Genomic DNA, 13375 nt, shown 5'->3' on the forward strand with positions numbered 1-13375 from the left:
CGATGGCTCAGTGGACCTCGGCGATCGGGCCCGCCCAGCTCGCCCGTCAGCTCAAGGCGCAGCAACCCCGCCCGGTGGGCACGGGCCTGCGCAAGCCGCCCGCCTACCGCGCGCTCGCCGACGGGATCCGGCTGCTCGTCCTGGAGGGCCGCGTGCCGGCCGCCGCCCGGCTGCCCGCCGAACGCGAACTGGCCGTCGCCCTGTCGGTGAGCCGCACCACGGTGGCCGCCGCCTACGAGGCGCTGCGTGGCGAGGGCTTCCTCGAATCGAGGCGCGGCGCCGGCAGCTGGACCGCCGTGCCCGCGGGGCATCCGCTGCCCGGCCGGGGGCTCGAACCGCTCCCGCCCGAGTCGCTCGGCTCCATGATCGACCTGGGCTGCGCGGCCCTGCCCGCCCCCGAACCCTGGCTGACCCGTGGCGTACAGGGCGCGCTCGAAGAGCTTCCGCCGTACGCCCACACCCATGGCGACTACCCGGCGGGCCTGCCCGCGCTGCGTCAGATGCTCGCCGACCGCTACACCGCGCGCGGCATCCCGACGATGCCCGAGCAGATCATGGTCACCACCGGGGCGATGGGGGCGATGGACGCCATCTGTCATCTGTTCGCCGGGCGCGGTGAACGCATCGCCGTCGAGTCGCCCTCCTACGCCAACATCCTTCAGCTCATGCGCGAGGCGGGCGCCCGACTCGTGCCGATCGCCATGGCCGAGGCCCTGTCCGGCTGGGATCTGCCGCGCTGGCGCCAGGTGTTGAGGGACGCGGCGCCCCGACTCGCCTATGTCGTCGCGGACTTCCACAACCCCACCGGCGCGCTCGCCGACGAGGACCAGCGGCGCCAGCTCGTGGACGCGGCCCGTTCGGCCGGCACCGTGCTCGTCGTCGACGAGACGATGAGCGAGCTGTGGCTGGACGAGGAGCTCGCCATGCCGCGCCCCGTCTGCGCCTTCGACCCGGCGGGGGCCACCGTCCTCACGGTCGGCTCGGCCAGCAAGGCGTTCTGGGCCGGCATGCGCATCGGCTGGGTGCGCGCCGCCCCCGACATCATCCGCTCGCTCGTCGCGGCCCGCGCGTACGCGGATCTGGGGACCCCGGTCCTGGAACAGCTGGCCGTCAACTGGCTTATGGCGACGGGGGGTTGGGAGCAGGCGGTCGAACTGCGCCGCACCCAGGCCCGGGAGAACCGCGACGCGCTGGTCGCCGCGGTGCGCCGGGAGCTGCCCGACTGGGAGTTCCATGTGCCGCGCGGCGGCCTCACGTTGTGGGTGCGCACTGGAGGTCTCTCGGGGTCCCGGCTGGCCGAGGTCGGCGAACGGGTCGGGGTGCGGGTGCCGTCGGGACCGCGCTTCGGCGTGGACGGCGCCTTCGAGGGCTATGTTCGGCTGCCGTTCACGGTGGGCGGCCCGGTCGCCGAGGAGGCGGCGGTGCGGCTGGCGGCGGCGGCCCGGCTGGTGGAGACGGGCGGCGGCTCGGGAAGCGCGGAGCCGCCGCGGACCTTCGTCGCCTGAGACGTGGTCACGGGTGTCGGTCTAGGCCGCCCTCGGTCGAGGCCGCCCCGGTCGTAACCGCCCTCCGGTCGAAGCGACCACGGTCATAGCGGCCCCCGGTCGAAGCCACCTCGGCCGTAGCCGCCCCCGGGCGAGGTCGCCCCGGTCGTGGCCCCTCGGCCCAAGCCGCCCGAACCGGGTGGGCGCCCGCGGGCTAGCCCTCCGCCGGGACCGCCTCCACCGGCGTCGGGTCCACCGGAGATGCCTGGGCCGGGGTCGCCTCCACCGGTGCCTCCCGGCCGGGGAGCAGGTCAAGGACGGCCTGGCGGTGGGCCTCCGTCGTCGCGTCGTCGTAGGGGTCCGGGGTGGCGGGGACCTGGAGGCGCAGCACCGGGCCGGTGCCGAGGCGGGCGTAGCCACGGCCCGGCGGGACGTCGGGGGTGGGCGTGGTGTGCGGGGGCGCGCCAAGGACCGACTCGACCTGGCCGTGCGAAGCGGGGCCGAGCACCACCCGGGCCCGGGTGTGCGAGCGGACCGGCTCCGACAGGTCGTCCAGGGTGTCGAACTGCTCGGCCACCACGACCGTCACCCCGGCGGCCCGGCCGTGGCGCAGCGGAACCTGGAGCAGGTGCTGCGGGTCGGTGCGGCCGTCGGCCGCGGCCAGATCGGCGAACACGCTGGGCCGGTCGAGCAGGATCCACAGTGGGCGCTTGATGTCCTCGGGGGCCGGGCGGCCCGCCTGGCGGGCGCGGTTGGCGGCGATGAGGCGGCGCTCGGTCTCGTGCGAGGCCCACTCCAGGGTGGCGAGCGCTCCGGCGAGGCCGCACTCGACGGCGAGCACGCCCGAGCGGCCGGTCAGACAGGCGTACTCCCCGGTCCCACTGCCCTCGACGATCAGCAGGTCGCCGTGGTGCAGGGCCTGGAGCGCGATGGAGCGCAGCAGGGTGGTGGTACCCGTGCCGGGCCGGCCGACGACCAGAAGGTGGGGCTCGGTGGAGCGGGGCCCGGTGCGCCAGATGACCGGCGGGGCGTCCTGGGTCTCCCCGCCCACGGTCACCGGGACTCTGCGCTGGACGGCGTCCGCGTCGGTGAAACCGAGGACGGTCTCGCCCGGGGAGGTCACGAAGCGCTGGGCGGCGATCGAGGTCTCAAGGGCCCTCAGGACGGTCATGTCGAGCTGGTTGCCCTCCTCGTCCCAGACGAAGTGGTACTCGCGACCACGCCCCGACTTGGCGTGCAGCAGCTGTTCGATGCGGGCGCGCGCGGCGGGCTCGCCGTCGGTGAAGTACGCCGGGTAGCGCACCCGGAGCCGGGTCAAGCGGCCGCCGTCGTCGAAGGCGTACTCGCTGAAGGTCTTGTCCCACTCGCCTCCGTGGGCGAAGAGGGGGTTCGGGTCCTCCGGGACCGAGAAGTACGGCACGAGCGCCTCGTAGAGCGCCTGGAGGCGGGCGAGTTCGGCCTCGTCGGGGCCGGTCTTGACGACCGGTTTCTCCCGGCCCTTCCAGGCGGCCGCGCCCATCACCGTGATCAGGGCGAGGAGCGGCCCGTACGGGATGAGCGCGACGACCAGGACCACGGCCGCCGTCAGGAACAGCGCGGGACTGCGCCGCTCCTTGGGGGTGGCGGCCCATCTGCCGCGCAGGGCGGCAGCGATCAGCCGCAGGCCGCGGCTGATCGTGATGAGCGGATGGAGAACGTCGGTGGCGCTGTCGGCGGCCGTGCGCACGATCTCGCGGCTGCGAACGATGGATGCGCTGCTGCTGCTCAGAATGCGGGGGAGTGGTCGCCGGGCCACATCGTTCTCCTGGAGTTGTGTCCGCAGTGGGATCTGCCGTTGTGACTGCCGGGATGCGCAGGACAGCGGGAGGTCAGAACTTGATCCCGCCCAGCAGGCCGGCGAGGCTCGCGCCTCCGGCCGTGATGCTCGGGGCGATGGCGGTGCCCGCGAGATAGAAGCCGAAGAGGGAGCACACGAGCGCGTGCGACGCCTTGAGTCCGTCCTTCTTGAAAAAGAGGAAGGTGATGATTCCGAGCAGCACCACGCCTGACATGGACAGGATCATTTGGGGCCTCCTGGTTGATGGGGACGGTCACCATGAGTTCTTCCAGGCTCACAGGAAGTATCTATGCGATAAAAGGTGCAAACGGGTGAAAGTGGCGCTATTTCACTGGAGTGGCGGATATGAAAAGCACTCTGGGGCGGCACACTGTGCGGCCGCCGGGTCGCCAAACCGTCACTCGCGGTGATCTTTGCCGCCGGTGGGCCGCGTCCTGTCGGGCGGTGGGCAGTACCCTGTCGATTCACTCGTACGGCGCTGTCGCCGTGCGGGTTTGTTCCGTTGCCCCTAAGGAGTTTTCGATGAGCGAGGAACTCGATCCCGAGGTGGTCGAGCTGGCGTCCAGGATCTTCGAGCTGGCCCGTCAGGGAGAGGCCGAGGCGCTCGCCGCATACGTCGACGCCGGGGTGTCCGCGAACCTCACCAACGACCGCGGCGACTCGCTCGTCATGCTGGCCGCCTACCACGGCCACGCGGAGGCCGTCGCCGCCCTGCTGGCCCGCGGCGCCGAGGCCGACCGCGCCAACGACCGGGGCCAGACGCCGCTCGCCGGCGCCGTCTTCAAGGGCGAGGACGCCGTGATCAAGGCCCTCCTCGCCGGCGGAGCCGATCCTTCCGCCGGGACGCCCTCCGCGGTCGACACCGCCCGGATGTTCGGCAAGACGGAACTGCTCGCCCTGTTCGGCGCCAACTGAGCGTCCACCGAGCGTTTACGGGGGATCCACCGAAGAGCCCGGGGAGAGGGGCGCCGTAAATGTGGTCGCGATGGCGAAATGGCTGGGTCATCATGACGTCGAACCCCTACATCGGGGGCAGGGTCCCTTCATCGGGGACCACGACGAGAGGCAGGAAGATGGTCTACACCAAGCAGAAGACGGCGGGCGACCCCTCATGTTGCTGCGCGGCCTAGGGCAAGGCACGAATCCCCCGGTTGCGTCGACAGCTTGATGTGAGGCTATTCCCATGTTCGATCCAGTCATAGCGCCGAGCGGCACGCTGCTCGGTCTGTTGCAGCGGGGCCGCGGCGACGGCACCCTGCACGCGCTGGCCGCCCCGCGCGACGAGGCCCTGGCGGCCCTCAACCACTGCGTTCTGAGCGACCCCCGCCACGACTGGCAGGTCGAGAACCGCTCCCTCTACTACGCGCGCCTCTTCCTGGATCTCGACGGTGAGCTCGACCAGATCGAGCACCACCTCTTCGGCGCCGAGGACCTCCTCGACACCGAGGACACCAGGACCGGGCTCGCCCTCGCCGTCCTGGGCCACCTCGCCTCGTACGGCAGGAACGACGCGCTCGCGCTGCTCCGCCGCTACGCCGCGACGGGTTCCAACTGGGCCTGGGCCCTGGACGAGCTCGCGCTGCGCGACGACGACGCGGGCCTGCGCGCCCTCGCCACGTCCGTGCTCGGCCGCTTCAGCGCCGATGCGCACGGCGACGCCGAGCTCGCCGCCACCGTGCGCGACGCCTTCGAGCCACGTCCCTGGCGGCTGTGGGCCGAGGATCCGCGCCCCGGCGTGGGCGCCCGGGTGCGGGCCGCCCAGGAGGCCGGATCCTTCGACCGCTGGCAGCGCCAGCTGCGGCCCTCGGGCCCACGCCCCGGCTGGAGCGTGGCTGCCGTCTTCGACTGGGCCGACGAGGGCCTGGAGCGCGGCGCGGTCCTGCATCTGCCCGCTGCCCGCTGCCTCGGCGCCGTCGCAGGCCCGGAGGACCGGGACGCCATCATCGAGGCGGCCCGCTCCGGCACCGACGGAGCGCGCGGCGCGGCCCTGCACTATCTCGCCGAGTCCCGCGACGCCCGCGTCCTCGACCTGATCGAGGCGGCCGTCTCGACCGGCTCGCCCATCGCGGCCGAGGCCGCCGTGCACGCCTTCGAGCGGATGTGCGGCGCCGAGGCCGTCGACCGGGCCCGCGGCTGGGCCCAGCGCCCCGACGAACTGGGCGCCTCCGCCGCCAGTGTGCTCGCCTCCCGGGGCGAGGCAGGCGACGAGAAGCTGGTGCTCGGCGCACTGCGCGAGACCGTACGCTCCGAAGGCCCCGACGCCCCGCTGCTGCGGGCCCTCGTCGACGGGGCGGGACGGCTCGGCATCGGATGCGCGGCCCCGGTCCTGCGGCACGTGTACCGCGAGACCGCCTCCTCGCAGCTGCGCGGACGCACCGCCCGCGCGCTCGCCGCGACGGACCCCTCCTTCGCCACCGGCTTCGCCGTCGAATGCCTGTGGGACTGCGAGGAGACCACGCGGGAAGTGGCGGCCCAGTACGCCGAACTCGTGGACGCCCGGGTGGCGGACCGACTGCGCAGGCTCGCCGCCGACCCGGCCGAGGAGGCCGAGGTGCAGAGCGCCATCCACGACCGGCTCGGACCGGACACCACCGCCGTGTGACCCACGGCCGACCGGGGCCCTCGACGCCCCGCCGACCGCAGGGCACCCGCCCGGACGGTCACCCACCGCACGTCACAGCCCCGGCCTATGGCCACGGGGGAGGGCTCTGACGCGCCGCGCCCGCCCCGCGGGCGCCCTCGCGGCACACGGACCCGGCGCTTCGACGCCCGGCCGTCCCCGGCCGCCCCGCGAGCCCGACGCCTCGCCGGACCCACGCGCCGCATCACAGCCGGCGTCCCAGCACGAACCTGAGCGGTGTACCCGGCCCGGCCTGGGCGGCGGCCGCCAGATCCGGCTCGGGGACGACGCCGATCACCGGATAGCCCCCGGTCGTCGGATGATCGGCGAGAAAGACCACCGGCAGCCCGTCCGGAGGCACCTGTACCGCCCCCAACACCATTCCCTCACTGGGCAGTTCACCCTCCACGGCGCGGCGCAGCGCCGGCCCCTCGGTGCGCAGGCCGATGCGGTTGCTCGCCGAGGACACCCGATAGCGCCCGGTCGCCAGCACGCGCGGCGCGTCCGCCGTGAACCAGTCCGCGCGCGGCCCCGGACGCACCCGCAGCACGAGCTCGTCCGCCACCCCCGGCGCGGGCGCCACGTCAACGTGCGGACACCCGCGCTCCGGCCGGCCAAGGGGCAGCACGGCGCCGTCCCTGAGCGGCGGCGGGCCGAGGCCCGACAGAAGGTCGGTGGAGCGGCTGCCGAGCACCGCCTCGACGGTGATGCCGCCCGAGAACGCCAGATACGAGCGCACCCCCCGGGTCGCCGCGCCCACCTCGACGACGGCCCCCGAGGGCACCCGCACCGGGGCGCCCCAGGCCACCGCCCGGCCCTCCACCGCGACCGGGCAGGGCGCCCCGGTCACCGCGACCGTGACCGCGCAACGGGGCCGTACCGCACACCCGTTGAGGGTCGTTTCGAGCACGGCGGCGCCCGGGGCGTTGCCGACCAGCCGGTTGGCGAGCCGGCTCGCCGGCAGGTCGAGCGCGCCCGACCGCGGCACCCCCAGGTGTGCGTACCCGAAGCGCCCCTCGTCCTGTACGCAGGTGAGCGCCCCGGCCCGTACGACGGACAGGGCCCGGTCGGTCATCGGGGCGGCCGGGGGACGAAGCGGACCCGGGTGCCCGGGGTGAGCAGCGCGGCGGGCTCGCGGTGCGGGTCCCACAGCGGCGCGTCCGTGGTGCCGATCAGCTGCCAGCCGCCGGGGGAGGAGCGCGGGTAGACCCCGGTGTACTCGCCCGCCAGGGCCACCGACCCGGCGGGGACGGCGGTGCGGGGGGTGGCCCGGCGCGGCACCGCGTAGCGCTCGCCGAGCCCGGTGAGGTAGGCGAAGCCGGGCGCGAATCCGCAGAAGGCGACCCGGAACTCGGCCGAGGAGTGGATGCGTACGGCCTCCCGCTCCGACACCCGCCACCGGGCGGCGACGTCCGCGAGATCGGGGCCGTCGTAGCGCACCGGGATCTCCACCGTCTCCTCGGCACCGGACTCCAGGGGAGGGATGTCCCAGGTGGTCAACTGGGCGGCCAGCGCGGGCGGATCGTCCACTCCGTCGAGCAGGACGGTGCGGGCCGCGGGCACGATCTCGCGCACCAGGGGAAGCGTTCCGGCGGCGCGGCGGCGTACCAACTCGGCGTGCAGGGCGCCGGCCGCCTCGCCGCTGTCGAGCTCGACCAGCAGGGCGTGGTCCCCGACCGGCAGGACGCGCGGGCCGCTCACGAGAACGCCGCCACCCGGACGCCCGCCGCTTCCAGGGCGGCCCGCACCCGCCGGGCCAGCTCCACCGCGCCCGGGGTGTCCCCGTGCACGCACAGCGAGCCGGCCCCGACCGGGACGGGCTCACCCGACGCGGCCACCACGGTGCCGTCCAGGGCCATCGACACGGCCCGCGCCACCACCGCGTCCGGGTCGCTGACGACCGCGCCCGCGGTGCCGCGCGGCACCAGGGTGGCCCGCGCGGTGTAGGCGCGGTCCGCGAACGCTTCGGTGACCACGGGCAGCCCGGCCTCCTCGGCCGCCGCCAGCAACCGCGACCCCGGAAGCCCGAGGACGGCGCGCCCCTCGCCCGCGAGGAGCACCCCGGCCACGACGGCCGCCGCCTGCTCCTCGTCGTGCACGACGCGGTTGTAGAGCGCGCCGTGCGGTTTGACGTACGCGACGCGGCTGCCCGCCGCGCGTGCGAAGACCTCCAACGCGCCGATCTGGTAGGCGACTTCGGCGGCCAGCTCGGCGGGCGGCACATCCATGGAGCGTCGGCCGAAGCCCGCGAGGTCCCGGTAGGAGACCTGCGCGCCGATACGGACGCCGCGCTCGGCCGCCAGGTCGCAGACCCGCCGCATGATGGCCGGATCGCCCGCGTGGAAGCCGCAGGCCACATTGGCGCTGGTGACGACGGACAGCAGGTGTTCGTCGTCGGTCAGCCGCCAGTGGCCGAAGCCCTCGCCGAGGTCGGCATTGAGGTCGATCGACGTCGTCGCGGACCGGGTCATGGGCGCGGATTCTCCTGTTCACGAGGGTGTGTGGTCCTGTGGTGCAGTGTGCCCCGAGCGGGCGCCGGACGCCCGCTCGGGAGGGCCGCCGGCCCGGGTGGTTCAGCGGATCCGGTAGTGCTCGTCGCGGACGTCGGTGAGGAACATCCGGCCGGGCGCGTGCGTGAGCGCGAACGGCGGCCGGGACGCCATCACCGCGGCCTGCGGAGTGACCCCGCAGGCCCAGAAGACCGGTACGTCCCCCGGCTCGGCCACCACCGGGTCTCCGAAGTCGGGCCGGGACAGGTCCTTGATGCCGAGAGCGGCGGGATCGCCCGAGTGGACGGGCGCGCCGTGCACCGCGGGCATCGCCCGGGTCACCCGGCAGGCCGTGGCCACAAGGGCGGCCGGGACCGGCCGCATCGACACCACCAGCGGGCCGCTGAGCCGCCCCGCCGGCCGGCACGGCCGGTTCGTCACGTACATCGAGACGTTGCGGCCCTGCTCGATGTGGCGCAACGGCACGCCCTCGGCGGCCAGTTGGGACTCGAAGGTGAAGCTGCACCCGATGAGGAACGTCACCAGGTCCGCGCGCCACCAGTCGGTGGCGTCGACCGGCTCGGCGACGAGTTCACCGTTCTCCCAGATCCGGTAGCGGGGAACGTCCGAGCGCAGATCGGACGCGGGGGCCAGCCGCGTCGTGAAGGAGCCGGGCTCCGTGACGTCGAGGACGGGGCAGGGCTGGGGATTGCGCGCGCAGAACTGCCGCACGTCCTCGGCCCAGTCGGCGGGCACGGCGACCAGGTTCGCCTGGGTGTGGCCGGGCGCCCAGCCCGCCGTCGGCACGTCCGTACCGGAACGGAACAGGGCCCGCGCCTCGTGCGGCGGCGTCAGGGCGGCGGGTTCGAGGCCGGTCACGACAGCTCCTGTCCGCGCGTCTCGGGCAGCCCGAGCAGGGCGAGTACGGCGATCGCGTAGCCGACCGCGCCGAAGACCAGCGCTCCGCCGACGCCCCAGCTGTCGGCGAGATAGCCGACCAGGGTGGGGAAGAGGGCGCCCACGGCCCGCCCGGTGTTGTACGTGAAGCCCTGACCGGTGCCGCGCACGGCCGTCGGGTACAGCTCGCTCAGGAACGAGCCGAAGCCGCTGAAGATCGCCGACATGCAGAAGCCGAGGGGGAAGCCGAGCACCAGGAGCAGGGTGTTCGCCCCCGACGGAAGGTGCGTGTACAGGAGGATGCACAGGGCCGACGCCACTGCGAACAGGGCGATGTTCTTCTTCCGGCCGAGCCGGTCGGTGAGGTGGCCCCCGGTCAGATAGCCGAGGAAGGCGCCGGAGATCAGGAAGGTCAGATAGCCGCCGGTGCCGACCACGGTGAGGTGCCGCTCGCTCTTGAGGAAGGTGGGCACCCAGGTCGCCAGCGTGTAGTAGCCGCCCTGGACGCCGGTGGAGAGCAGCACCGCGAACAGAGTGGTGCGCAGCAGCGGGCCCCGGAAGATCGCGGCGAAGGTGGCGCCGCCGCTCGTGGTGCGGGCGGTGGCGAGCCGTCGCTCGGCCGCCTCGGGGGCGTCCTCGACGTTGCGGCGCACATGGACGAGCAGGAGCGCGGGCAGCGCCCCGGTCCAGAACACCACGCGCCAGGCGGTGTCCTCGTCCACGTACTGGAACACCAGGGTGGAGACGACCACGGCGAGCGCCCAGCCGGCCGCCCACGCGCTCTGCACCGCGCCCAGGGTGCGGCCGCGGTGCCTGGCCGAGGCGTACTCGGCGACCAGGATCGCGCCGACCGCCCACTCGCCTCCGAAGCCGAGTCCCTGGAGGGCGCGGAAGACGAGGAGCATCTCGTAGCTGGACGCGAAGCCGCACAGGACGGTGAACACCGCATAGGTGCCCACCGTGATCATCAGCGCCTTGACCCGGCCGATGCGGTCGGCGACCACCCCGGCGAGCGCGCCGCCCACGGCCGAGACCACCAGGGTCACCGTGGTGAGCAGTCCGGTCCGGCCGGTGTCGAGCCCGAAGTAGGCGGAGATCGCGACCATGGTGAGCGGGAGGGTGAAGAAGTCGTACGAGTCGAGGGCGTAGCCGCCGAAGGCGCCCCCGAAGGCGCGCCGGCCGCCGGGGCCGAGGGCCCTGAGCCATCCGAACGGGCCGTTGTGGTGCGGGTGTTGACCGTGCTGCGGCTGTGCCTTGGTCGTGCTCATGTGCACCTCGCAGGAGGGGATGAGAGGGCTGCCGAGACCGTGCGGTCGCTCCAACGTAGGGGATTGTTGAACGATCCGACAAGACTCATGCCGAGACGTTCCCGCTTCCTCATGTCCTCACGGTCCTTCTACGATGGGTCCTCGCGTCGGCGGCAGCGGCCGGCGGGGAGAGAGGGCGCCGTGGCGACAACGGACCGGGACATCGGGCGACTTGCCGAGGACCGCGCTCTGCTGGGTCGCACCAGCACCGCCGAGCGGGTCGCGGACATCCTGCGCACCCGGATCGCCGAAGGCCTCTTCCCTCCGGGGGACCGCCTCGCCGAGGACGCCATCGGCAAGGCCCTCGGGGTCTCGCGCAACACCCTGCGCGAGGCGTTCCGACTGCTCACCCACGAACGGCTGCTCGTCCACGAACTCAACCGCGGGGTCTTCGTCCGGGTCCTCGCCGTCGAGGACGTGACGGACATCTACCGCACCCGGCGCCTGGTCGAATGCGCCGTCGTCCAGGCGCTCGGCGAACCGCCCCACCCCCCGGGCTGGCTCGACGGGCTCGACGCGGCCGTCTCGGCCGGCGAAAGCGCGGCCCGGGAGGGCGACTGGCAGGGCGTCTCCACCGCCAACATCCACTTCCACCGCGAACTCGTCGGCCTCGCGGGCAGCCCCCGCACCGACGAGCTCATGCGGGGCGTCCTTGCCGAACTCCGCCTGGCCTTCCACGTGGTGGACGACCCCCGCCGCCTCCACCAGCCCTACCTCGTACGCAACCGGCGGATCCTGGAAGCGCTGCGCGCGGGCGAGCGGGACAAGGCCGGGCTGCTGCTCGCCGACTACCTCGACGACTCGCGCGCCCAGCTCGTGCGGGCGTACGGAAAGCTGGTCGCGGACGCTTCCGCCTGACCCGGGCCACGGCCCCGAACCCCAGGGCTGATCTGCGCCGTTTCGACCGTTGTCAGTGCGAGGACCTAATCTGTCCAGCGTGACTTCGCCTGCCTCGACGGAATCCGTTCCGCCCCAGCTCAGCGCGGCGGCGCGCCCAGCACCGGGCCCGGCCGCCGACGAGGGCCTCGCGCGCCGGCTGCGCGCGCTCGCCTGCACCGCCCCGCTGCACGACCTCGACGTGCGCAAGGCCAACCTCGCGGGGGAGTACTCGGTGTACGCGATGGCCGAGGTGGCCCTCGCCTCCATCGACCTCGTCACCCTGAACATGGACTTCGACACGGGCGCCGACCACGAGCAGATCGTCGCCCGGCTCATCCCGCGCGTGGCCGCCCAGGCACCGGACCGGCCCACCGCCGAGCACGAGCGGGTGGCCCGCTGGGTCCTGGAGAACCTGATCAACGTGGGCAGCGTGGACCGGGGCTTCCGCGCGGTGTACGGCACGTTCAACCCCGACGGCGTCTACGTCCGCAGGGACTACGACTTCAAGCTCCTCGAAGAGGTCCCCGGCTACGGCGGCGCCGTCTATCTACGCACCACCGACGAAGCCGTCAACGTCCTGGTCGGCGCCCTCGACACCGATGTCACCAGCGCCCAGATCGCGGCCGAGGTCAAGCTGGAGGTCCTCATCAGCCGCGGCCGCCTCGCCGACGCCCAGCTCGCCGCCGAACAGGCCCGCTACCGCACGGTGCAGTACGCCGAGACGCTCCGGCGCACCCTGGAGGCCACCCGGCGCAACGTGCGCGCGGTCGACTGGCTCAACGCGGTGCCGGACATGATCGCCGAGGCCCTCGACCACGTCGCCGACCGCTACCGGCACGAGAACGCGATCCTCACCAACATCCGCAAGGCCCGCGACGAGGCGGAGGACCCGGAGCACAAGCGCCGCGCCGCCGAGCTCGTCGACATCGTCAAGGACTGCATCCGCCGCCACACCCAGCTCCAGTCCCGCCTCCTGGAGGCCGGCCCGCTCTTCCGCGCCGAACAGGACCGCCAGGCCTTCGCCCGCCCCGCCGCCCGCTCCGGCCTCGACCTGTACGGCCAGCTGGTCGCCCCGCTGCTGCCGCTGCCGGTGGAACAGGCGATCCGGGTGACCGACGCCTTCTTCGCCCGCGGCACCGGCCCCCGTACCCCGGTGGCGGTGCGCGTCGGCGACCTGGTGGACATACTGCTCACCCCGCCCGTGGAACGGGAGCACCTCGGCGCGGAGATGCCCGAGCCCGAGCTGATCGCCACCCCCGACGACAGCCGGTTCAGCGAGGAGCAGCTCGCCGCCGCGATGCGCCTGCTCGACCTGGAGCACGACGCGCCCCGCCGACTGTCGGGCCTGCTCGCCGAGGCCCGCCTGCTCGACCCCGAACTGCCTTATCTGGTCGCCCTGTTGGCGGTCCACGCGGCGAGCCCGCCGGTCGGCACGGCCTACCGCCAGGGCGAGGAGCGGCTGTTGTTCGCGGTCGACGACGGCGCGCACCTCGACGACCCGGAGTTCGGCGGCGCGGACCTGATCGTGGGCACGGCACTGCTCGACACGGTGGGAATGGCCGCGGGCCGGACGGAGGCGGCGTGAGATTTCCCCCACCCCGCCCCTTCCCGAACCCCTCCGGGTGTGGGCGTCCGACCGCGGGTCCGTACTCCTGGGGCTCCGCCCCAGACCCCGCTCCTCAAACGCCGGAGGGGCTGAATTGGCCTGCGCCGAGGTCTGGGGGCCGGTGTTACCCAGACCCGGCCCCCAGCACGCCGAAGGGGCTGGAATCGGCGCTGCCGCGGGGTCGAGGGGCGCAGCCACCGTGGGGGTCTGGGGGCGCAGCCCTCAGGACGACCGCCCTCCCTTTCCCTTCTCACCC

Annotated in this window: 12 protein-coding genes; 5 read left to right on the forward strand and 7 right to left on the reverse strand. The window is 73.7% G+C overall.

All coding sequences use genetic code 11. From position 1 onward, the window contains the following. Positions 1–2 precede the first annotated feature (2 nt). Positions 3–1505, forward strand: a complete 1503-nt coding sequence (locus DWB77_RS31400; RefSeq protein WP_120725334.1) for a PLP-dependent aminotransferase family protein — start codon at positions 3–5, stop codon at positions 1503–1505. A gap of 193 nt (positions 1506–1698) precedes the next feature. Here DWB77_RS31400 and DWB77_RS31405 read toward each other — a convergent pair whose 3' ends face one another. Together DWB77_RS31405 and DWB77_RS31410 are read right to left on the reverse strand one after the other, a co-directional pair. Beyond that, a complete protein-coding gene (locus DWB77_RS31405; RefSeq protein WP_246033691.1) occupies positions 1699–3279 on the reverse strand; it encodes a hypothetical protein in 1581 nt (526 codons plus the stop codon). A gap of 73 nt (positions 3280–3352) precedes the next feature. Beyond that, on the reverse strand, positions 3353–3547 hold the full coding sequence (locus tag DWB77_RS31410; RefSeq protein ID WP_120725336.1) for a hypothetical protein: 195 nt from the start codon (positions 3545–3547) through the stop codon (positions 3353–3355). 296 nt (positions 3548–3843) lie between these two features. On the opposite strand from DWB77_RS31410, the gene DWB77_RS31415 reads away from it, so the two are divergent. Together DWB77_RS31415 and DWB77_RS31420 are read left to right on the forward strand one after the other, a co-directional pair. Continuing rightward, the gene (locus DWB77_RS31415; RefSeq protein ID WP_120725338.1) at positions 3844–4236 is read left to right on the forward strand and encodes an ankyrin repeat domain-containing protein; all 393 of its coding nucleotides are present in this window, start codon (positions 3844–3846) and stop codon (positions 4234–4236) included. Positions 4237–4504: 268 nt separating this feature from the next. After that, the gene (locus DWB77_RS31420; protein ID WP_120725340.1) at positions 4505–5923 is read left to right on the forward strand and encodes a HEAT repeat domain-containing protein; all 1419 of its coding nucleotides are present in this window, start codon (positions 4505–4507) and stop codon (positions 5921–5923) included. Between the two features lie 223 nt (positions 5924–6146). Here the strand turns inward: DWB77_RS31420 and DWB77_RS31425 are convergent, their stop codons facing one another. From DWB77_RS31425 to DWB77_RS31445, 5 genes are all read right to left on the reverse strand, one after another. Continuing rightward, positions 6147–7016 (reverse strand): biotin-dependent carboxyltransferase family protein, encoded by an 870-nt coding sequence (locus DWB77_RS31425; protein ID WP_120725342.1) that lies wholly within the window; start codon positions 7014–7016, stop codon positions 6147–6149. After that, positions 7013–7642, reverse strand: a complete 630-nt coding sequence (gene pxpB, locus DWB77_RS31430) for a 5-oxoprolinase subunit PxpB (protein ID WP_120725344.1) — start codon at positions 7640–7642, stop codon at positions 7013–7015. Before pxpB ends, DWB77_RS31425 begins: the two co-directional genes overlap by 4 nt. Continuing rightward, on the reverse strand, positions 7639–8412 hold the full coding sequence (locus DWB77_RS31435) for a LamB/YcsF family protein (protein WP_120725346.1): 774 nt from the start codon (positions 8410–8412) through the stop codon (positions 7639–7641). The genes pxpB and DWB77_RS31435 overlap by 4 nt, the downstream gene beginning before the upstream one ends. A gap of 102 nt (positions 8413–8514) precedes the next feature. Beyond that, on the reverse strand, positions 8515–9309 hold the full coding sequence (locus DWB77_RS31440; protein WP_120725348.1) for a putative hydro-lyase: 795 nt from the start codon (positions 9307–9309) through the stop codon (positions 8515–8517). After that, positions 9306–10595 (reverse strand): MFS transporter, encoded by a 1290-nt coding sequence (locus DWB77_RS31445; RefSeq protein WP_120725350.1) that lies wholly within the window; start codon positions 10593–10595, stop codon positions 9306–9308. The genes DWB77_RS31440 and DWB77_RS31445 overlap by 4 nt, the downstream gene beginning before the upstream one ends. 180 nt (positions 10596–10775) lie before the next feature. Between DWB77_RS31445 and DWB77_RS31450 the strand changes: the two genes are divergently transcribed. Then, on the forward strand, positions 10776–11492 hold the full coding sequence (locus DWB77_RS31450) for a GntR family transcriptional regulator (RefSeq protein ID WP_246033692.1): 717 nt from the start codon (positions 10776–10778) through the stop codon (positions 11490–11492). Between the two features lie 79 nt (positions 11493–11571). Next, on the forward strand, positions 11572–13098 hold the full coding sequence (locus tag DWB77_RS31455; RefSeq protein ID WP_120725352.1) for a hypothetical protein: 1527 nt from the start codon (positions 11572–11574) through the stop codon (positions 13096–13098). Positions 13099–13375: the final 277 nt, after the last annotated feature.

Source organism: Streptomyces hundungensis (assembly GCF_003627815.1).
GTDB lineage: Bacteria > Actinomycetota > Actinomycetes > Streptomycetales > Streptomycetaceae > Streptomyces > Streptomyces hundungensis_A.